This window comes from Streptomyces sp. NPDC096193 (assembly GCF_040302905.1).
Taxonomy (GTDB): Bacteria; Actinomycetota; Actinomycetes; order Streptomycetales; family Streptomycetaceae; genus Streptomyces.
Genome location: NZ_JBEOSJ010000030.1, coordinates 1 through 20,242 on the forward strand (window position 1 = coordinate 1; position 20,242 = coordinate 20,242).

Here is a 20,242-nt window from a genome sequence, read left to right on the forward strand (position 1 = left end):
GAAGGGTCGATCACCTTGAAATAGATCACCGCGTCGACCCGGACCGTCACATTGTCCCGCGTGATGCCGTCCTGCGCGGGAACCGGCATCGTCACGATCTGCATATTGACCTTACGGAGCCGGTCCACACCCGGGACTATCAGAGTGAATCCCGGGCCGCGTACGGAGGGCCGGAGCTTTCCGAGCCGGAAGACCACCCCGCGCTCGTACTGCTTGACCACCCGGGCGGCCGTCATCACGTAGACGACGCCCGCGGACGCGACGGTCACGCCGGCCGTCACCAGTGCCTCGATCATCACGGGCCCCCCTGGGGTGCGATGCGGACCGGCATGCAGTGCCTCTTCGAAGGTAACTCCCCGCCGGCCGCAAAGGGAGACCCGGTCACACGCTCTGATGGGTAATCATCGAACGGTTGGGGAATGCCAAAGGCTCACCTTGCTTGTACAGGGCATTCTTGTACGGGTACCGACACGAAGGGGGCGGGAGTGCGACGTCGGGTGCGCGCGTCGGACGGGCGGCATCTGGTGGTGGAGCGGCTGGGGGATCCCCGCGGCAAGCCCGTGTTCCTGCTCCACGGCACTCCCGGCAGCCGGCTGGGCCCTGCCCCGCGCGGCATGGTGCTCTACCAGCGCCGTACCCAGCTGATCGCGTACGACCGTCCCGGTTACGGCGGTTCGGACCGGCTGGCCGGGCGCACCGTCGCCGATGTGGCCGAGGACGTCCGGGCGATCGCCGACGAACTCGGGCTGGAGCGGTTCGCCGTGGTGGGCCGGTCGGGCGGCGCGCCGCACGCGCTGGCCTGCGCGGCGCTGATGCCGGACCGGGTCACCCGTACCGCGGCACTGGTCACCCTCGCGCCCCGGGACGCCGACGGACTCGACTGGTTCGAGGGCATGGCCGCGTCCAACGTCCTGGAGTACACCTCCGCGTCGGACGACCCCGCGGGGCTCACGGCGCGGTTCATCCTGCGGTCCGCCGAGATCAGGAAGGACCCGATCCGGCTCCTGGACGATCTGCGCCGGGAGCTGACCGACTCGGACCGGATGGTGGTGGCGGACGCCGGGGTGCGGTCCATGCTGCTGCGCAACTACCAGGAGGCGCTGCGCGCCTCGGCGTACGGCTGGATCGACGACGCGCTGGCCTTCTGCAGCCCGTGGGGGTTCGACCCGGCCGACATCAAGGGCGAAGTGATGCTCTGGCACGGCGAGAAGGACGTGTTCTCACCGGTGGGGCACTCCCGCTGGCTCGCGCAGCGCATCCCCGGTGCGACGGCGGTGCTGGAACCGGCGGCGGCACACTTCGACGCCCTGCACGCGCTGCCCCGCGTCCTGACCTGGCTGTTGAACTGAGGTCTGCCGCTCAGGGCCTGTCGCTTTCGGCCGTGCCGCGCTCGTGAACCGGCAGGACGCAGTCTGCGCCCTGCCGGTGCACAGGGACCGGCTCACACGGCGAGCGGCTCCAGGTCGCGGTGCACCCGCCGTTCGTCCCGTGCGATCCGCGTCAGCGCGTGTTCCTCGCCCAGCAGTCTCTGGAGTTCCGCGACCGTCTCGGACCGCAGCTGCATCGCCTCGTCCTTGCGGCCGAGCATCCCGAGGGTGACCGCCAGGTTGGAGGCGACGCCCAGCACCTCCGGATGGTGGGCGCCCAGGACGTCCCGCAGCCGGGCCACGGTCCGCTGTTCGATCTCCAGGGCCTCCTCCAGTCCGCCCAGGTCCGCCAGCGCGTTCGCGAGGTTGATCGTGCTGTAGAGGGCGTGCGGGTGGCTCTCTCCCAGTACCTCCCTCATCGTCCTCGTCACCTTGAGCAGCAACTGCTCCGCGGACTCCGGATCGCCGCAGCCCCACTGGAAGATGCCCAGGTTGTTGATGGCGGCGAGAGTGTACGGGTGCCTCTCCCCCGGCGCCTTCCGGTACTGGTCGACGACCTCCTGCGCCAGATCCCTGGCCGCGACGGGCTCCCCCGCGGCGAACAGGTCGGCCGCCAGGTTCAGGTCGCAGGCCAGCGAGTCCGGGTTGGCCGAGGTGTACCGGGCGCGGTAGCGGTTGCGGGTGGCCGTGGTCAGCCGCCGCGCGTCCTCCAGCCGGCCGGCCCTGCGCAGGGACACCGCAAGGGACTTGCCCGCCGCCAGGGTGCCCGGGAAGGTCCGGCCCAGCTGCTCCTTGTACAGCTCGTAGGTCCGGCTGAGGAGGGTGACCGAGTCCTCGTAGCGGCCGATCTCGCGCAGGTCCCGGGCGAGGTTGATGGCCGAGGACAAGGTGTACGGATGCTCCGGGCCGAGCACCTCGGTGCGCCGGTCGAAGACGTCCTGGTCGATCTCGCGGGCGCGGGCGTACTGGCCGACCATGCGCAGGTTCAGCGCCAGGTTGTTGGCGGCCGCCAGCGTCCGGGGGTGGGACTCGTGGAAGATCTGGCTGAATCCCTCGTGCGCCTCGGTCGCCAGCTCCATGGCCCTGCCGTACTGACCGAGGGTGCCGAGGTCCATCGCCAGGCCGCTGGTGGTCATGTAGGTGTGCGGATGGGACTCGCCGAGCACGGCCTGCTGGCGCTCCAGGGTCACCTCGTCGAGTTCCTTCGCCTCCACGTAACGCCCCTGGGAGCGGTAGATGTTGGAGAGGTGGAAGCGGAGATAGAGGTACTGGAGGTCGTCGTTGCCCAGCATGTCGCGCCAGGTCTCGCGCACGTCGTTCGCGAGAGTCGCGGCGGTCATCCAGTCGCCGCGCTTCCAGAGGTAGCGCACGCGGTCGATGATCAGCCGACGGGTCTCCGGCTCCTTGCAGTACCGGGCCTCCGAGGGTCCGAGGTGCGGCCAGATGGTGGCGAACCGCGCCCAGGTCTCGGGGTTGTCGATCGGCTCGTCGTCGTCGGGCCGGGCGCCCGCGAGGACCCGGTGGACGGCGTGCCGGGCGTCCCGCTGCTCCTCCTCGGTCAGCTGTGCCCGGATGACGGCCTGGACCAGCCGGTGCACCTGGATGCTGTTGGAGACCTGGTCGACCTTGGCCAGCGCGAACCGGCCGATCTCCCGGATGACCCGGCCGAGCACCAGCTTCTCCTGGAGGGAGGAGTCGTACGGCTTGAGCGCGTCGATCATCTCCTTGCTGTAGAGGAGGTTCGCGGAGATCGGCTCGGGTGCGAAGAAGGCGCAGAGCTGGAGGAGACGGACCGCCGCCGGTGAGCGCTCCTTGAGCCGCTCGATGGAGACGTTCCAGGTCGCGGCGACCGGCTGGGGGTATCCGGCGGGCTGGTTGAGCGCGAGCACGCTCGCGGCCTGCTCCCTGAGCTGTTCCAGATAGGCGCTGACCGGGGTGGCGGTCTCCGCGATCCAGGCCGCGGCCTGCTCGACGGCGAGCGGCAGGTCACCGACCGCGGTCGCGACCTGGTCGGCCTCCTCGATGCCCAGTCCGCGGGCGCGCCGCTGGAGGTGCTCGATGGACTCCTCGCGCAGGAAGACGTCGACGGGCAGGGCGTCGCCGTACTGCGACCAGGTCTGGTTCCTGGAGGTGACGAGGATGTGCCCGGGCCCCTGCGGCGGGAAGAACCGCTTGAGCTGCTCGGGGTCGTCGGCGTTGTCGAAGACGAGCAGCCAGCGGGACGAGGGCACGCCGCGCCGCAGCAGGTCGATGGCCTCCTGCGAGGCGGCCGCCATGTCCTCGCCGACCTGCGCCCCGAGCCGTACAGCGAGTTCGGCGAGACCGGCGATCACGTCGTCGCTCTGTTCGGCGGAGATCCACCACACCAGGTCGTAGTCGGCCATGAAGCGGTGGACGTATTCGAGGGCCACCTGCGTCTTGCCGACGCCGCCGAGTCCGTACAGCGTCTGCGGCTGCGGCAGCACGGCCGCCACCGCCATGCCGCCGCCGAGCTGGTCGCGCATCCGCTCCAGCACCACGGAGCGGCCGGTGAATCCGGGGTTGCGCGGCGGCGCGTTCCAGATCTTCGGGACGGTGCCGGGGAAGCGCGGGCCAGGCGATCCGCTGTCGGGAAGCTGGACGGGACGGTCGAGTGCGCGCAACAGGGCGGTGGTCGCGTTCACTTCGTCGAGCCGGAAGAGGTCCACGGGATTGCGGTCGATGTACGGCGTGGTGAGCCGCACGTCGCCGACGCGGACGGGCAGCAGATGGTGCCGACCGCCGCCGGGGTCCTCGGCCGCGGACCGCTGCCAGACCTCCACGGCCCGCGCGGACTTCAGATACGCGCTGGACAGCAGGACCACCGTGCGGGCGGCCTGTTCGGCGGGGTGCGCGTCGTCGGTGGCCGGATCGTGCTCGGCCGAGACGTCGCGCGGCACGACCCGGAACCCGGCGCGGGTGAGCCGGTATTCGACCCAGTCCGCCCACATCCGGTTCTCGGCGACATAGCTGAGGAAGAGGTCGGCGGGCAGGGCGGGCCGGCGCCGGGTGAAGGCGTCCCGGATGCGGAGCCTGACGTCCTCACCGACCGTGGGCATCGAGGTGATCTGCTGCTCGGTGATGACGGCGGTGAGCCGTTCGAACGCGGACAGCAGGGAGTTGGTGAGCCCCGCCTCGTCGCCGAAGGTGGCCAGCGTCTCCTCGTACGCGTAGTACGGCCGGTACGGGATCTCCACCGCGCCCCAGTAGGCGGTGGACTCCTCGCCGGTGAGCCCGGTGGGGAAGCGGTCGAACTTCAGCCGGGCGAGCGCGCGTCCGGCGTCCGCCTTCTCCTTCTCGCCCTCGTCGATCCGCATCGGGACCGGGTAGATCTTGATGCCCCGGCCGCCGTACCGCTCGTCGATCTGCCGGGCCACCGAGGCCGCGCCGTCGATGGACTGGTCACTGAGGGTGAAGCAGTCGACGAGTACATCGGGCAGATGGACGGTGCAGATGTCGGCGATGTCGCTGAGGCCGGTACGGCTGTCGATGAGGACGTAGTCGTAGTTGGCCTTCATGTCCTCGCGCAGCGCGTCGAAGAACAGGCCGCCGCCGAGCCGGTCGTAGAAGTTGTCCCAGTCGAAGGTGGAGACCGTCGCCGAGTACTCGCGGTTCTGCTTGCCGGCGGAGACGAAGTCGAGCGTGCCGCCGTCCGGGAACTCCCAGCCGAGGCTCTCCGGGGTGAGCGAGACGGCGTGCGGCTGGATCCGGGCGTAGTCCGTGTGCCAGTCGTCGCGGCGGCCGGTGTCGGGGGTTATCGCGGCCCAGGCGTACTCGGTGATCAGGTCGATGACCCCGGTGGTGGCGCCGAGGGTGGAGGGGTCGAGGAACGGGTGGAAGAACCGGTGCAGGCCCGGCGCCTCCAGGTCCCAGTCGACGGCGAGCACCCGCTTGCCATTCGCGGCGAGAATCCAGGCCGTGTTGGCCAGGGCCATCGTGCGGCCCGTACCTCCTTTGTAGGAATAGAAGGTGACGATGCGCCCGTCACGACTGGCTGTCATCCGTGTCCTCCGCATCGGGAACGATTCCACGCGTCTTCGGGGCGTACTGGGTGGTGCCGTGTTCGGCCATGGGCCCGCGGAGCCTGGCCCGTTCGGTGCGACCCGCTCCGGGGGGCTGGGCAGGTGGATAGACCTGGGCGTGCCGCAGATACTCCTGGGCCGCCGATTCGACGACCTGCGGCAGGATCTGCCCGAACGCCTCCATGCTGAACACGCCCCGGGCGGCGGCCCGGCAGGCGGCCCGGCCCTGCTGCATCTGGTGCGGCATCGTGCGCTCCAGCTTCTCGACGAGCGCGGCTTCGGACAGCCGGCTCTGCGGGTCCTCGCGGTTCCACGGCACGACGACGCTCACCCAGGGCCGCGGCTGGGCATCGAACGCCGCGAGCCGTTGACACCGTTCGTCGTCCTCCAGTGCCCACCGGTCGACCAGGAGTATCTCCGGGCGGGTGGGCGGCTGGCTGATGTCCGGTGGGGTCTCGTGGTCGAACGACGAGACGGTGGCCTGGTAGTTGAGGGAGCGCACCAGGTCCTGGGCCATGTACGCCAGTGGTCGTGCGGAGTCCGGGTGGTAGGGATTCCAGTCCTGCGACTGTTTGCCGTAGTAGTCGGGGGCCCGGCCCTCGGGCAGATCGTGGCTCGTGGGCGCGGCGACCGTCAGGTGCATCGGACGCGGGCCGCCGGTGGGTTTGCCGAACGCGCTGGGTGCGTGCCGGTAGTCGACGGGACTGCCGGAACCGACGCGCGTAGTGTCAGCGACGCTGACGATCCGTTTGGCCAGTTCGTAGACGGCCGCCTCGTACTCCTCGGCGAATATCCGCAGCTTGATCAGGCCGTAGAGGCCGTCGGTGACATAGCGGTCGCCGAAGGCCCGGTGGTTGAACTGCAACCGCTCGGCGGGGCCCGGGAGTTGCTCCGGGGGCATCGGTACCCACAGCGCGGGCACGATCGCCTCGGCGGAGCGGTTGCTCTTGGCCTGGTGGTAGATGGCCCGTTGGGCGAAGGCGTACCACTCCTTGCCGCACATCTCGCTGGCGAAGTACCGCGGCGAGAACAGCGGCACGAACACCCGGCAGGTGGCGAGCACCTCGCCGAGCCGCTCGGACCAGCCTTCTCCGGACCGGATCTCCCGGTCAATGAAACCCGCGGGGGCGCCGGCGGGCAGATCCGTCATCGCCATGACATGACCGCAGAGGTCACGGAAGAGCCGTTCCACCCACATGTCGGGGTCCGGGCCGCCTGCCCCGTACCGCGGCGTATGCGCGTAACTCAGAAAGAAGTACGGCCGATGGTCAGCCGCCCGTTGCCCTGATTCCGACACACGACCCCCGTCCTGTGTGAACGCCCGCATCCATTGCCGGCATCGCTGAGAGATGCGAACTGATTAATCATTCCGGAGCCCGACACACTCCATCCCCGGACGTTCAGTCAATCAACAGCGTTTTTCGGTCATCCAGCTCACGGCGTGGTCGACCGCGTCCTTGATCGAGAACAACCGCGCAGGACTTCGGCCCAGTTGTCCTTTCTGTTCCATACCCCAGGGGAAGGCGGCGCCGATCGCGTCGAAGTCACTGTCGTCCAGTTCGACGTCCGTGTACTCCGTCCATTCCTTACCCCCACCGGGTCGCTGCACCACACAACGGTAGGTGCGCAGAGGTGCTCCGGTCCGGTATTCGGCGAGATGGAACGAAGTGCACACGGCGAAATCCACATTGATCATCAAAACGTACGCCCCCGCGCGATAGAGCGCGCCGAGGGGTGAGTCCTCACCGAGGTGCGAGGTCAGTGGATGTCCGGCGAGCAATTCCCCGGCCCGCCGTCCCACCGCCGCGAAAGAGGTCTGCGGATGGGAGCTGCGGACGGCCCCCTCGGTGGTCCGCACCGCCTCCGCCAACCGGCCCATCCCCTGGGTCGGCGTGTGCGCCGGGTCGAAGGCCGGCATGTCCGCCCGTAAGGCTGCCGACTGCTCGGGTGTCATGCCCCGCACCCGGGAGCGGTAGGCGGGCGATGTGTCGGAGTTGTGGGCGGTGAACGCGGGCACCACCAGCGTGCCGTCCTCCCCGAGGGCCTCCAGCAGTGTGTCCCGCAGGGCCTCGGCGCGCAGTCCCGTGGCGTGCAGCGAGGCGTGCACCAGCAGCGTCATGCCCTGCTCCACGCCCAGCTCGCGCACCGCGCGGGTCAGGAGGGACCGGTCCCCCGCGTCAGCCACGGCCCCACTCCTTGCGCAGCTCGTCCAAGAGCCGGTGCCCGCTCACCGTGAGCTCCGGGGCGCTCTCCAGGGTGGTGAGGGCGCGCATGGCCTGATCTGCCCCCTCGGGGTCGAAGGGGGCGAGGCCCACCCTCTCGTACGCGCCCGCGAGCAGCGCGGACACCGGGACCTCATCGTCCTGCCAGGGCGCGGAATGGCTCCACCAGCCGTCCTGTGCATAGAGGTCGGTGACCTCCAGGAGCGCGTGCAATTTCGCCCGGCGGAAACCGCGCAGCAGCGCGACCGCCAGCTCCTGGGCCGTCTCCGGCAGGACGAGGCCGAGCGCGCCGAAGCCGTGCGCCCACAGGGACGCCTCGCCGGAGACGAGCGGGGTGAGCGTGCTCAGGCACTCGCCGGCCTCCGCGGCCTGCTGCGGCGCGGCATCGGCCAGCACGGCCCAGGCCTCGGTCAGCCGCTCGTCCCAGAGTGCCGCCTCGGGGGCGCCGAGCCGGCCGCGCACGGGTGCGCCGAAGCAGTCGCGGTACGGGTCGATGTCGTCCAGCCGCAGCAGCGGGACCCCGTCGCCGCCGAGCGTGCGCACGGGCCGCCAGTCGCTGCGCTCATCGTGCCGGCCGTCGAGGCGGACGAGCCGGGGCTCCACGCCGTCCACGGTGACCAGAAATCCCTCCCCGACGGCCCGCACTTCGGCGCTGCCGTCCCGCGCCGCGCCGTGCAGCCGTAATTCACCGAGGGTGGGCAGCCGGAGCCTGCCGCCTTCGTGGGGCAGCCGGACCGGTGTGGCGTCCCGGCCGGTGACGAGCGCGGCGGCGAGGTACGACGGGAGCCGCAGCGCGAGCGCGAGTGCCCCCTGCCGCCCCTCGCGCAGAGCGGCCAGTGTGTCCTGGAGCCAGGTGTAGGTGTACGGGTGGCCGCAGACCTCGTCGAGCAGGTCGCCCCGGCCCTCCAGGTCGCAGGTCAACTCCCAGGCCTCGGCCCAGGCCTCGCCGCCGCGGCCGCCCAGCTTCTCGTTGAGCTCGGCGAGAAGCGTGCGCGTCACGTCCTGGTGTTCGGCCATCAGCGCGCCCGGCTCGGTGACCGCCGCCGGCACGGCCCCGGCGCCGGCGCGCTGCTCGATGCCGCGGATGAGCGCTTCGAGGTCGGCGCAGTACACCGAGGTGTTGTCGAAGTCGTTCCGCGAGCTGTAGCGGTGGGTGTAGAGACCGCCGCCGCAGGAGCGGACGACCGGGCACCGGCGGCAGGTGGCGCTCACGCCGGCGAGGCCCAGCTGGCGTGCCCGGACGCCGGGGTGGGCGGCCACGTCGTCGAACGCGTGCGAGAAGACGTCGAATCCGGTGGCCGCCGCGCCGTCGTAGGCGCTCTTGAGCGAGTCGACCTGTTCCAGGGTGCCGTCGGTCTCGACGACGACGAGGTCGGTGGGGGCCAGGCCCAGTGACTCGGTGAGGCTGGAGCCTCCGGCGAGGGTGGAGAACACCGACTCGAAGAGCCGTACGGGAACCTTCCGGCCCTGGCCGTCCCAGCGGTCGTAGATCCTCAGCAGCCACTCGGCGTAGGCGGTGGGCGATCCGTCCGGGCGGGCCGGCGGGTCGTCCCAGGTGGCGTGCGGCAGCAGGAAGTCGATGCGCGGGGGTTCGAGCTCGGCGAGGGCGTCGTACACGGCGACCGGGTCGTTGGCCACGTCGACGGTGCACAGCAGGCCGAGGTAGAGGTGGCGGTAGCGCTCCTCGCGGAGCAGATCGACGGCCCGAAGGACCAGGGGATGACTGGTGCGCCCGTCCGCGAAGCGGCGGTGGCGGTCGTTCGCGAGACGGTCGCCGTCGAGGGAGATACCCACCTTGACGTCGTACGCGTCGAAGAGGTCGAGATAGCGGTGGCTCAGCTGGAGCCCGTTGGTGTGGATCCGCAGATCGAGAGAGGCGACGGAGTCGAGGGCGGCGGTGAGCTCCTCGCAGATGCGTCGCAGTCGTTCGGGGCCCGCGAGCAGAGGCTCCCCTCCGTGCAGGATCACTGACACGGAGGGCAGGGCATGACTCTTGGCATGCTCGGCCAGTCGCAGAGCTGTCCAGGAAATGGCTTCGTCAGAGATTGCCTTGGGGCGGGTACGCCAGCTCTGATCAGCGTGTTCGTAGATATAGCAGTGGTCACATGCAAGATCACATCTGCTGTGGACCTTCAATACGATCTCGCGGAATGGGACCAGGGGTCCAGTCATTCCGCCAGTCTAGAGGGCGGAGTTGAAGGAAGAGATACGCACGGTTCGGTCAGCTGCGGCCGGCATGACCCTCGCCAGCTTCCTTGCGGCATCCCCACCACGGACATCGATCTGTGCCAACGGAATACGGTTCTTCTTCGCAGCAGCGAATGACCGCGAGGTCTGCATCGTCATGGGGGCCGTCCTTGTGTTGTGTACAGCGCAGATACCACGCACCATTGCAGTGCCGGCGGCACGACTTTACTCTCATGGCGACCCTCGGCAACTCAAGCCGTGGTCGCGGAAGAGAAGAGTTGCATCACATTCTCGCAGCAGCGGACGGAACGAGCGATTCCGTCTAAAGAGTGAAGGCAAAACTGCAGACAGGGGGGCGTATGACCGGGTTTACCGGCCCACTGCACAGCATGGTGTTCCGCAACACCGATCTGCCCGATCTCTTCCATCATTCGGATGCCATCGCCATATCGAGGCAACGCGAGGCTGTCGGCTCCACCCGCTACCAGCTGCTGCTCCTGGTCGCGGGAGCCGCCGTGGCGACACTGCCGTCGTCCCTGAAGCTCGGGGACACCTTTCAACTGCCCGGCGCGCTCAGCGCGTTGGCGTACATCGGGGTCCTAGTGCTCGGCTACCGTTCCTCACGCCGTCGAGCAAAGTCGCAGTGGCAACTGAACCGGTCTGCGGCGGAGTTCATCAAATCGGTGTGCTGGCGTTACTCCGTGCACGGCGCCCCGTTCGACGCCCGCGCCGCCGACGCCGACGAGCTGTTCGTCGCCCGGCTGGAGGAAGGGTTACGGGAACTGGTGAAGGTGGGCTGGGAGGACCCGCGGACGGGCGGGAGCGACCTCGCGGCGGCCGAACTCATCACCCCGGCCATGCGACGGCTCCGCGCCAAGCCCTACAGCGTACGCAAGGAGACCTACGTACGGGACCGGCTGATCGAGCAGCGCAACTGGTACCACCGCAGCGCCGAGATCTCGCGCCGTGCGACCCGGCTGTGGTCGGCGTCGATCGGACTGCTCACCCTGCTGGCCCTGTTCTTCGCGCTGTTGCACACCTTCTCGCTCGCCGTGTCGGTCAATGTGGGCGGTCTGCTGTCGGCGGCCGCGGCGGCCTGTCTGGCCTGGAGCGAGATCCGCCGGCACCAACCCCTCATCGCGGCACACTCGTTGGTCGAAGAGGACCTGGCCACGATGCACACGGCGATGGAGACCTCGGTCACCGACGACCAGTGGCCGTCCGCGGTGTACGAGACCGAGCGCATCGTGTCTCCGCAGCACACGGACTGGCTGGTGCGGCACGGCAGTTGAGTGACCGTCAACAAGGCGCCGCACGGGGCCCTCGGCGGAATCAGCTACGCCGCAGGCCCTCCCGCCAGATGACGGTCACCGGCTTTCCCAGGTCGCGCGCGTAGCTGACGATGTCCGCCGTGCCTCCCAGACCCCGGGCCGGGCAGCCGTCCCAGACGGCGAGCAGACGGTCGCAGTTGTCGGCGATGTAGGCGCCGGCGGCGTAGTAGGCCTCGTCCGTCGAGTGCGGGAAGCCGAGCTGGACCTCGCGCGCGGCGCGGCCTCGGAGCTGCTGGAACCGGGCCAGTTCGCCGGGGTCGGTGAAGCCGTCCGCGTAGTCGCCGCTCGGGATGACCACGGTCAGTTCGGCCCCGCAGTCGAGTGCGACGTCCGCGAAGAGCTGGTCGGCGCCGACGGCCAGGCTGGAGAACGCCTCCATCGATCCGTCGTGTCCACACAGCGCCGCGCGCATCACCGCGCGCACGTGGTCCGTGGCCTCGGCGGGAATGTCTCGGTGGCCGGTCACTCCGATGCGTTTCACTGCCACGCGACCCCCGTATCTCCCGCGCCCGACGCCCTGACATCGTCTCAGATGACAGAGCCGCGTCGAGCCCCCGTCCTTCGTACGGACGAGGGCTCGACCCGGACGGTTCAGTCGCCGCGCGTCAGTAGACGCTGACTCCGTAGGCGCTGAGCGCCTCGGTGACCGGCTGGAAGAACGTCGTACCGCCGGAGGAGCAGTTGCCGCTGCCGCCGGAGGTCAGGCCGATGGCCCTGCTGCCGGAGTAGAGCGGGCCGCCGCTGTCGCCGGGCTCGGCACAGACGTTGGTGCGGATCATGCCGTAGACGACATCGCCGCCGCCGTAGTTCACCGTGGCGTTGAGACCGGTGACGCTGCCGCTGTGGGTGCCCGTGGTGGAGCCTCGGCGGGTCACGGACATGCCGACCGTGGCGTTCGCGGCACTGGTGATGTCGACGCTGCCGACGGTGCCCGGGTGGGCGAGCGAGGTGTTGGAGTAGCGCACCAGGCCGTAGTCGTTCCCGGGGAAGCTGGATCCGGCCGTGGGGCCGATGGTGGTGGTGCGGGCGGAGTTGGTGTACCAGGTGCCCGCGCCGTCGGTGCAGTGACCGGCGGTCACGAAGTAGTAGGTGTTGCCGCTGCGGACGTTGAAGCCCGCCGAGCAGCGCCAGCTGGAGGCGTAGATCGCGTCGCCGCCGGCGAGCAGCTTGGAGAAGACGCCGGGGGTGCGCTCGATGCGAAGGGTGTCGGCGTTGCTTCCGGCGGCCTTCTTGATCTTCGCTATCTCGGCCTGGGAGACGGTGCTGTCGGCCGTGACGACGAGGCTCTTCGTCGCAGGGTCGATGTTCCAGGCCGTGCCGGCCACGTCCGCGTCGAGGACGGCGTCGCTCGCGGCGGTGAGCTCGGCTGCGCTGAACGTCTGGGACTGGTCGGCAGTGGCCGTGGGGACGGCCAGTGCTGCGGCGGCGACCAGACCGGTGGAGACGGCGAGCAGGCGGGTACGTCTCGCCGTGGCACTGCGGGGGGTGGTGCGCTTGATCCTCACTTGTCGTTCCTCCAGAGGGGAATCGGGGGCTCCCGTTGTGGGGTTCGGGGCCCGTGAGGCGCAGCCATGAAACACCGTCCGACTAACGGACATACCGTGCTCCTGACAAGCGCTGTTCGGGAGTATTCGGGCCGTCAACTGTCGGCGCAAGGGCGCCTTTCGGCCGCCGCGGGCACGCACGACTCATGGCCCCGGGGGCTTGGGTCTGTCATCGGCCTCCGGGGCTGCGGCACATCCGTCCGGCCGATAGGACGGGTCAGCGGTCGCGGAGGTTCCGCTCCCCCGCGGCAATCTCCACGGCGAGTGTGTTGCCGGGCTGCGGGAAGGGGCAGATGAAGTGGTCCGCGAACGCGCACGGAGGCAGCAGCGAGCGGTTGAAGTCGACGGTCACCGTGCCGTGCGCCGCGGGGGCGGGCGGACGCAGGAACCGGAAGCGGTAGCTACCGTCACCGCTGGTCGCGTCGGCGAAGACGGCCCACAGCCAGCCGTCCTGCTCGATGGCCACCCGCAGGGTGTGCTCCACGCCGTCGAGGGGGAACGTGATCTCGCCACCGAGGCCCAGACCGCGCTCCCGCCCGTCCGCGTTCGCCACCCGCACACTGCGGCTTCGCGGGTAGGCACGGAAGGTCCCCGGCACGGCCCGGCGAGGGTCGTACGCCGTCGCCTCGATGCCCTCGAACGCCCGGCGCGCCGGCGAGTCGGGATCGAAGTCGCGTACCGCCCACCGCCCTTCGCGGCGCAGCACGGCCAGACGCCGCCGGCCGTGCGCGACCGGGGACCCGGAGGTCGGGCGCGTGGTCGGCGGTGAGACGGATCGAGCCGGTGAGCGGCTTGCCGTGCACGGTCAGGCGGGCCTCGGGCCCGGCGGTGAGCACCACCTCGTCGCCGTCCGGCACCGAGCTCCCCGGGACGGCCGGAAGTCGACCCTCCGCGTGGCCGTCGAGCCAGTGCGTGCCGGTGAGCGAGAGCGGTCCGTACGGCGCGGAGACAAATCCGACGCGCTGTTCGTGCCACTTCTGCCAGTTCTGCGGCTCGTGCCCGTCCTGACCTGCTTGCGGTACGTCCGCGCTCATGCCCTCACCATTTCCACACCCCTTCGGGGAGCCCGGGGCGGGAGCGCAGAACAGAGCCTGTGCGGCTGTGCACCCCTACGGAACCCTCGCGCGCCGTGCGGAGGTCGCGCCCTCAGCAGTCACAGCCGCAACAGTCGCAGCAGTCACAGTCCCGGCAGCAGCCCTCGCGCTTCTTGCGCGACCAGGGCCCCTCGTACTCCTTGGCGCAGCAGATCTGGCAGGTGCAGAAGAGTCCGGTGAAGACCGCGCAACCGGCGAGGAGACCGCGCCGCTTGGGCGGAGTCGGTTCGCCGCCGAACCGGGGCGGCAGACCACCGGGGCCGCCGGGGTGGCCCGGGCCGCCCGGGTTGCCGCCGCCGTAGGGATTCCCGCCGTAAGGGTTGTTGCCGTAGGGGTTGTTGCCGTACGGCCCCTGACCGCCGCCCTGGTAGGGGTTCTGCGGCCCCTGTGGTGTGCCGTGCCCCTGGTGCGAACAGGTCGTCGTGCCGAAGGACCGGTTCACCGACGTCCGCAGCTCGTGGGCGAGAAGCACATGCAGCAGTTTGTCGTCCGTGAAGCGCGCGTCGGCCAGCGCGAGCCGTACGCCGTGGACCGCGTCGTCGGCGAGGCGGCGGGCCTCGGCGAGCGAGGTGCCGGTCGCGGTGAGCGGGTTCCAGGCACCCGACGCCGCGTCAGCTTCCCTGTCCTCGACGGCATCCAGCAGATGCGCGAGCCGTCCGAAGAGGCGTCCGGCCTCGGCTAGCGGGGCCACGTTCTCCGGGCGCCCGGCGAGTACGGCGGTGTGTGCGAAGGCGGCGGCCGTCGCCGTCTCCGTCGGCTCGGTGACCGTGAGCAGCGGGGTTCCGGGGCCGGCCAGCGCCTCGACCCCCGGTTGCCGGTCGACGGCGTCGACCAGGACCGCCGTGTCGAAGCCCAGCGCCGCACCGGTACGGGCGCCTGCCCGGTCCCAGCCGGTGGCGACCCGGCGCGCGGCGGCGGCCACCGGCCTGCGCGCCAACATCCCGTCCCGGTCGGCGACGTGGTCGCGCACCTTGGCGGAGGCGAGGACCAGCGAGACGGCGGCCGCGAGGCGTGCGCCCTCGCCCTGGGCCACGGATGCGATGCGCATCGCGCGCAGCGGACAGGGGCCCGCCGTGCGCCGTGCCGCGGAGGTGCGCTCGGCCTGAGCCTCCGTCAGAACAGAGACGATCAGGCCGTCGTAGTTGGTCACGACCCTGGCGAATTGGCCGTGGTCGGCACGAAGTGCCAGGCACAGACCGCAGAGATGGGCCATCCACTCGGCCTTGAGCCCGTCCCCGAGACGGTGGCCACATGGCCTGACGATTCCGAACACGACGTTCCCCCGAGAGCCGTTCGACAGTGCGGCACGCATCGTATCGAGCGATCCGTTCACCCGTACGTCCCCGACGTCACCCATCTGGCCCGAACTTCATATTTTGGGCCGAACACACCCCATACACAGGAGGAACCTTGACGAATCGCCACATCTTCTGTGCCAGTACCGTCACGAATCCCTCGCGCGGCGACTATCCACTTGGCGCGCGATCCGCATTATGGACGACCATAGGGATAGGGAAGACGGAAGACCGCAGTGAGCGGACTGCAGTGGAAGGAGGCGTCCATGGGATCTGTGCGCAAGGCGAGCGCCTGGCTGGGACTCGTCGAGGACAGCGACGAGCGTTACTACGACGACGAGTACGCCGAGGGTACGGAGACGGGTGACAACGCCTGGGTCACCGACCCCCGGGTGCACGTCGCCTCCGAGTCCGCCCAGGCAGAGGGACGCCGGATCGCCACGGTGTCGCCCTCCAGCTTCCGGGACGCCCGCGGTATCGGTGAGCTGTTCCGGGACGGTGTCCCGGTCATCGTGAACCTGACGTCCATGGAGCCCTCGGACGCCAAGCGCGTGGTGGACTTCGCCGCCGGACTGACCTTCGGACTGCGCGGCTCCATCGAGCGCGTGGCGACCCGGGTCTTCCTGCTGAGCCCGTCGGACACCCAGGTCGTCAGCGGGGAGGCCCCGGGCCGCTCGCAGGACGGCTTCTTCAACCAGAGCTGAGCGAGGCGATCGCCGGCCGGCAGGCCCGACCGGCGTCCGGGGACCGAGGGTCCCGGCTCACCGGAAGGCGTCGAGGCCGGTGAGCGCCTTGCCCAGCACGAGCTGATGCATCTCGACGGTGCCCTCGTAGGTGAGCACCGATTCGAGATTCGTCGCGTGCCGCATCACCGGGTACTCCAGGGAGATCCCGTTCGCACCGAGGATGGTGCGCGAGGTGCGGCAGATCTCGATCGCCTCGCGCACGTTGTTGAGCTTGCCGAAGCTGACCTGCTCGGGGCGCAGCGTTCCCGCGTCCATGCGCCGCCCCAGATGGTGGGCGAGCAGGATGCCCTTGTGCAGTTCGACGGCCATGTCCGCGAGCTTGGCCTGGGTGAGCTGGAATCCGCCGATGGGACGGCCGAACTGCTCACGCGTACGTGAGTACTGCAGCGCCGATTCGAAGCACGCGCGGGCGGCGCCCATGGAGCCCCAGACGATTCCGTACCGCGCGTGGGTCAGACAGCTCAGCGGGCCCTTCAGACCGGTGACGTCCGGCAGGACCGCGTCGGCGGGCAGCCGCACCTCGTCGAGGACCAGTTCGCTGGTCACGCTCGCGCGCAGCGACCACTTGTGCTTGATCTCCGGCGCGGAGAACCCGGGGGCGTCCGTCGGCACGGCGAATCCGCGGATGCCCTCGTCGGTCTGCGCCCAGACGACGGCGACACCGGCCACCGAACCGTTGGTGATCCACATCTTGCGGCCGGTGAGCACCCAGTCCGAGCCGTCGCGCTTGGCGTAGGTGCGCATGCCCGCCGGGTCGGAGCCGTGGTCGGGCTCGGTCAGACCGAAGCAGCCGATGATCTCGCCGGCCGCCATACCGGGCAGCCACCGCTGCTTCTGCTCCTCGGAGCCGAAGCGGTGGATCGCGTACATGGCGAGCGAGCCCTGCACGGAGACCAGGGAGCGGATGCCGGAATCCGCCGCCTCCAGTTCGAGGCAGGCGAGGCCGTACTGGACCGCGCCGGCGCCCGCGCAGCCGTAGCCCTTCAGTGACATGCCGAGCGCGCCGATGGAGCCGAGCTCACGGGCCAGCTCGCGGATGCCGGGCAGCTCGCCGCGCTCGTACCAGTCGGCGATGTGCGGTATGACCCGGTCGGCGGCCCAGTTGCGGACGGTGTCGCGGACCGCGAGGTCCTCGGGGTCGAGCAGATCGTCGATGCCGAGCGGATCACCGGCATCGAAACGCGTGGGCTTCGCGGGTGCGGACATTCAGGGCCTCCGGCAGCGCTGACAGAGCGGAAGAAGAAAACTAGCAGTGGTAGTTATCCGTTCCGCCCGACGGTACGACTCAGTGTGCCGCGCGTCCAGACCCGGACGCCTCGACGGGCTCACGGCTCGCCGGGATCGACACGTCCGGCCGCCTGGGGCGCGGACACTGCTCGGCCGTCGAGCAGTCCATGACCCGCGGCAGCTTGAGCGCGGCGAGCGCGCCCAGCAGCAGCAGACCGGCGCTGACCAGCAGCGTGACATGCAGCCCCTCCACGAACGCGTGCCGCGCGGTCGCCCGCAGCGTCGCCCCCGCGCCGCCGCCGAGGCGGTCCGACACCTGGTAGGCCTCGCCCAGCGAATGGGAGGCGGCACTGCTCGCGGACGCCGGAACCCCGGGCAGTGAGCTGAAGGCGGGTGCGTACGCCGCGTTCATGACGCTGCCGAGCAGCGCGATGCCCATGCCGGCGCCCAGCTGGTAGGACGTCTCGCCGATCGCGGCCGCGCCGCCCGCGTGCTCCTGCGGCGCCTCGCTGAGCATCGACTCGTACGCCGCGAAGAGCGTGGTCTGCAGGCCGAAGCCGAGCAGGACGAATCCGGTGGTGAGCAGCCAGGGGCGGTCGTGCTGTCCCATCATCACCAGCAGCAGGACGGCCGCGGCGGTGAGCACGAAGCCCCAGCCGACCATCGCGCGCGGGCCGACGCGGCGCAGGGTCGACGAGCCCGTCGCGCCCGCGGCCATCGCCGCGAAGGTGAGCGGCAGCAGCCGCAACCCGGTCTCCAGCGGGCTCAGCCCGAGGATCAGCTGGAGGTACTGGACGGCTATCAGTTCCAGTCCGACCAGCGCCAGCATGGCCAGGACGATGCAGCCGACGGAGGTGGAGAAGGTAACCCGGGCGAACATCCGGATGTCGACGAGCGGGTGCTCGCGCCGCCGTTGCCGCCGGACGAAGAGCGCCAGCATCACCGCGCCGACCAGCAGCGGACCGACCGTCCGCGCGTCGAGCAGGCCGTGTCCGACACCCAGTCGCTTCACGCCGAGGACGACACCGAGTACACCGGCGGCGGCCAGCAGGGCGCCCAGCACGTCCCAGGGACCGTCCGACTTCCCTCGGGACTCCGGCAGCAGCAGTCGGCCGATGGGCAGGATCAGCGCCATCAGCGGGATGTTGATCAGGAAGACCGAGCCCCACCAGAAGTGCTCGACGAGGAAGCCGCCGAGGACCGGTCCGGTGGCCGCGCCGACCGCGGCGACCGCGGTCCATATGCCGATCGCCATCGCCCGTTCCCGCCGGTCGGGGAAGACGGCGCGGAGTATCGAGAGCGTCGCGGGCATGATCATCGCGCCGCCGACACCCAGCAGGGCGCGTGCGGCGATGAGTATGCCCGGGCTGCCGGCGAAGGCGGCGAAGGCGGACGCGATGCCGAAGATCGCATAGCCGAGCAGGAGCACTCTGCGACGGCCGATCCGGTCGCCGAGGGTGCCGAAGAGGATCAGCAGGGCGGCGCAGACGAGGGGATAGGCGTCGACGATCCACAGCAGTTCCACGCCGCTCGGGCGCAGATCCTCCGTGACGGCGGGCACCGCGACGTGCAGCACGGTCGCGTCCAGCGCGACGAGCAGCAGGCTGAGACAGAGGACGACGAGGACGACCCAGCGGTTGGCACCGCCGGCGGCGGCACGCAGGCGTGCCACGGCCGTTGTCGTCCCGGACATGTGCTACCTCCCAGTGAGTCCCTCGCGTTCGGCGGGCCAGCCGGGGACGGGGTGATCCCTCAAGGCGGTCCGGCATCGAGGCGAGTGAGCCGTCAGCGTACGCGAGTTCAGGCCGGTGGCGCGTGGTCCAGCTCTCACCTCTTCGGCCGTGGACGTGTGGCGTACGCCACGCCCGGCAGCCCCGGACGAAAAGGATCATGGCCTCTTCCGAACGAGGGGAAAAATCCGTGCGGGCAGGTCATGAACGGGAATTCGCCCGGCAGAATGGGCCGGCGACACGCCCTCCGGAGCAATAGCGCGTGCGACCTCCGGGATTTCCGAATTGGCCAGGAATAAAGCCGGAGTCTGAGACATACTCCACATCACATCGTCATCACAAAGACGCTGGATCGGCCTAGTCGCGCACTCACTCGCTGTAACGTCGATTGCGTGCGTACCGACATCTTCGCCCGCCTGGACCGGGAGCCGGAACCGCCGAAGATAGAGATCCCGCGGATGAGCCGCATCCGTCTCGCCCTCTTCGGCGGGACGTCTGCGTTCTATCTCGCCATCGTCGTCGCCGTGTTGGCGTCGAGCTGGCTGGTGATCATCGACTGGAAAGTCATGCTGTTCCGGCCCTACCAGCAGTGGCCCGACCTGCACGCCTTTCTCGACTACTTCGTGGTCCTCGGCCAACGCGGCCCCACGGCCGTGATGGTCGCCGCCTGGCTGGGCTGGCGCTCCTGGCGCCAGCACACGCTGCGGCCCCTCCTCGCCCTGGGCGTCTCGCTGTTGCTGCTCAATGTGACGGTGGGCGCCGTCAAGATCGGACTCGGCCGGCTCGGCCCCCACTACGCGACGGAGATCGGGTCCCCCGAGCTCTTCGCGGGCGGCGATATATTTCCTTCCGGCCACACCGCCAATGCGGTTGTGACCTGGGGAATCCTGGCGTATCTGGCCACGACCCCGCGGGCCCGCCGCTATCTGTCGGCGCTCTCCGCCACCGTCTCGCTCGGTGTCGGTCTGACCACCGTGTACCTCGGTACGCACTGGCTGAGCGATGTCCTGCTCGGCTGGGCCGCCGGACTGCTGATCCTGCTCGCGCTGCCCTGGTGCGAGCCGCTGATCGGCCGTGCGGAGGCCTTCATCCTCGACCTCCGCGAACAGTGGCGCGCGCGTCGCCGTCTCGCCCCCTCGCTGCCGGTGGCGGCCGGTGGTCCGCGTCCGGGGATACTCCCCCAGCGTGGTGGAGGCCTGCCGGAGGGCGGGGACCGCGAGCCGGTCGCGGCGGTGGGCGGCCCGTCGTCGGCGCCCACGAGCAGGCCGGGTACCCACCTCGCCCACACCCAGCAGAGACCGCATCCGCACCACAGCGTGCGTTCCGAACGGACACCGGTGACGCCTTCGGGCAGCAGGCGTCCGCCCACCTCACGGCCCGCCACGGGCGGCTGATCCGGCTGCCGAACCACCGCCCGTCGCCCACGGCGAAGGCCCCGACCGATCCGGTCGGGGCCTTT

The 20,242-nt window shown here is 70.1% G+C and carries 15 protein-coding genes and 1 pseudogene; 4 read left to right on the plus strand and 12 right to left on the minus strand.

Going from position 1 to position 20,242, the window contains the following annotated elements; genetic code table 11:
• Positions 1-296 (minus strand): SPFH domain-containing protein (locus ABTX78_RS31165; protein WP_352210138.1); only part of this gene is annotated, 296 nt, incomplete at its 3' end.
• A gap of 189 nt (positions 297-485) precedes the next feature.
• Here ABTX78_RS31165 and ABTX78_RS31170 point away from each other — a divergent pair.
• On the plus strand, positions 486-1,349 hold the full coding sequence (locus ABTX78_RS31170) for an alpha/beta fold hydrolase (protein ID WP_352210139.1): 864 nt from the start codon (positions 486-488) through the stop codon (positions 1,347-1,349).
• A gap of 92 nt (positions 1,350-1,441) precedes the next feature.
• Here ABTX78_RS31170 and fxsT read toward each other — a convergent pair whose 3' ends face one another.
• The 5 genes from fxsT to fxsA all read right to left on the minus strand — a co-directional run bounded on the left by fxsT (position 1,442) and on the right by fxsA (position 9,975).
• Complete coding sequence (fxsT, locus tag ABTX78_RS31175; RefSeq protein ID WP_352210140.1) at positions 1,442-5,386, minus strand: FxSxx-COOH system tetratricopeptide repeat protein; 3,945 nt, start codon at positions 5,384-5,386, stop codon at positions 1,442-1,444.
• Positions 5,370-6,734, minus strand: a complete 1,365-nt coding sequence (locus ABTX78_RS31180; RefSeq protein ID WP_352210141.1) for a TIR-like protein FxsC — start codon at positions 6,732-6,734, stop codon at positions 5,370-5,372. Before ABTX78_RS31180 ends, fxsT begins: the two co-directional genes overlap by 17 nt.
• 81 nt (positions 6,735-6,815) lie before the next feature.
• Complete coding sequence (locus ABTX78_RS31185; protein WP_502994020.1) at positions 6,816-7,526, minus strand: AAC(3) family N-acetyltransferase; 711 nt, start codon at positions 7,524-7,526, stop codon at positions 6,816-6,818.
• A gap of 58 nt (positions 7,527-7,584) precedes the next feature.
• Positions 7,585-9,801 (minus strand): radical SAM/SPASM protein FxsBH, inactivated beta-hydroxylase extension form, encoded by a 2,217-nt coding sequence (gene fxsBH, locus ABTX78_RS31190; RefSeq protein ID WP_352210143.1) that lies wholly within the window; start codon positions 9,799-9,801, stop codon positions 7,585-7,587.
• Positions 9,802-9,810: 9 nt separating this feature from the next.
• A complete protein-coding gene (gene fxsA / locus ABTX78_RS31195) occupies positions 9,811-9,975 on the minus strand; it encodes an FxSxx-COOH cyclophane-containing RiPP peptide (RefSeq protein WP_313947211.1) in 165 nt (54 codons plus the stop codon).
• A 230-nt stretch (positions 9,976-10,205) separates the two neighbouring features.
• Between fxsA and ABTX78_RS31200 the strand changes: the two genes are divergently transcribed.
• Positions 10,206-11,108 carry a DUF4231 domain-containing protein gene (locus tag ABTX78_RS31200; RefSeq protein WP_352210186.1) on the plus strand — a complete coding sequence of 301 codons (903 nt, stop codon included), beginning with the start codon at positions 10,206-10,208 and terminating at the stop codon, positions 11,106-11,108.
• Between the two features lie 40 nt (positions 11,109-11,148).
• Here the strand turns inward: ABTX78_RS31200 and ABTX78_RS31205 are convergent, their stop codons facing one another.
• The 4 genes and pseudogenes from ABTX78_RS31205 to ABTX78_RS31220 all read right to left on the minus strand — a co-directional run bounded on the left by ABTX78_RS31205 (position 11,149) and on the right by ABTX78_RS31220 (position 15,058).
• Positions 11,149-11,628 carry a hypothetical protein gene (locus ABTX78_RS31205; protein WP_352210187.1) on the minus strand — a complete coding sequence of 160 codons (480 nt, stop codon included), beginning with the start codon at positions 11,626-11,628 and terminating at the stop codon, positions 11,149-11,151.
• Positions 11,629-11,752: 124 nt separating this feature from the next.
• On the minus strand, positions 11,753-12,652 hold the full coding sequence (locus tag ABTX78_RS31210; protein ID WP_352210144.1) for a S1 family peptidase: 900 nt from the start codon (positions 12,650-12,652) through the stop codon (positions 11,753-11,755).
• Between the two features lie 256 nt (positions 12,653-12,908).
• Positions 12,909-13,725, minus strand: a pseudogene (locus tag ABTX78_RS31215) (DUF1684 domain-containing protein).
• A gap of 112 nt (positions 13,726-13,837) precedes the next feature.
• Complete coding sequence (locus ABTX78_RS31220) at positions 13,838-15,058, minus strand: DUF5685 family protein (RefSeq protein ID WP_352210145.1); 1,221 nt, start codon at positions 15,056-15,058, stop codon at positions 13,838-13,840.
• Between the two features lie 288 nt (positions 15,059-15,346).
• Here ABTX78_RS31220 and ABTX78_RS31225 point away from each other — a divergent pair, with 288 nt between their 5' ends.
• Complete coding sequence (locus ABTX78_RS31225) at positions 15,347-15,784, plus strand: cell division protein SepF (RefSeq protein WP_352210146.1); 438 nt, start codon at positions 15,347-15,349, stop codon at positions 15,782-15,784.
• Positions 15,785-15,841: 57 nt separating this feature from the next.
• Here the strand turns inward: ABTX78_RS31225 and ABTX78_RS31230 are convergent, their stop codons facing one another.
• Both ABTX78_RS31230 and ABTX78_RS31235 read right to left on the minus strand, forming a co-directional pair.
• Complete coding sequence (locus ABTX78_RS31230; RefSeq protein ID WP_352210147.1) at positions 15,842-17,032, minus strand: acyl-CoA dehydrogenase family protein; 1,191 nt, start codon at positions 17,030-17,032, stop codon at positions 15,842-15,844.
• A gap of 79 nt (positions 17,033-17,111) precedes the next feature.
• Positions 17,112-18,746: an MFS transporter gene (locus ABTX78_RS31235; RefSeq protein WP_352210148.1), complete on the minus strand. Its 1,635-nt coding sequence runs from the start codon at positions 18,744-18,746 to the stop codon at positions 17,112-17,114.
• Positions 18,747-19,175: 429 nt separating this feature from the next.
• Between ABTX78_RS31235 and ABTX78_RS31240 the strand changes: the two genes are divergently transcribed.
• On the plus strand, positions 19,176-20,177 hold the full coding sequence (locus ABTX78_RS31240) for a phosphatase PAP2 family protein (protein WP_352210149.1): 1,002 nt from the start codon (positions 19,176-19,178) through the stop codon (positions 20,175-20,177).
• Positions 20,178-20,242 lie beyond the last annotated feature (65 nt).

Coding starts and splice junctions, on each gene's coding strand:
- fxsT (WP_352210140.1), bottom strand. CDS start 5,386: ATGACAGCCAGTCGTGACGGGCGCATCGTCACCTTCTATTCCTACAAA.
- ABTX78_RS31200 (WP_352210186.1), top strand. CDS start 10,206: ATGGTGTTCCGCAACACCGATCTGCCCGATCTCTTCCATCATTCGGAT.
- ABTX78_RS31180 (WP_352210141.1), bottom strand. CDS start 6,734: ATGCGGGCGTTCACACAGGACGGGGGTCGTGTGTCGGAATCAGGGCAA.
- ABTX78_RS31185 (WP_502994020.1), bottom strand. CDS start 7,526: ATGACGCTGCTGGTGCACGCCTCGCTGCACGCCACGGGACTGCGCGCC.
- ABTX78_RS31225 (WP_352210146.1), top strand. CDS start 15,347: ATGGGATCTGTGCGCAAGGCGAGCGCCTGGCTGGGACTCGTCGAGGAC.
- fxsA (WP_313947211.1), bottom strand. CDS start 9,975: ATGACGATGCAGACCTCGCGGTCATTCGCTGCTGCGAAGAAGAACCGT.
- fxsBH (WP_352210143.1), bottom strand. CDS start 9,801: ATGACTGGACCCCTGGTCCCATTCCGCGAGATCGTATTGAAGGTCCAC.
- ABTX78_RS31235 (WP_352210148.1), bottom strand. CDS start 18,746: ATGTCCGGGACGACAACGGCCGTGGCACGCCTGCGTGCCGCCGCCGGC.
- ABTX78_RS31230 (WP_352210147.1), bottom strand. CDS start 17,032: ATGTCCGCACCCGCGAAGCCCACGCGTTTCGATGCCGGTGATCCGCTC.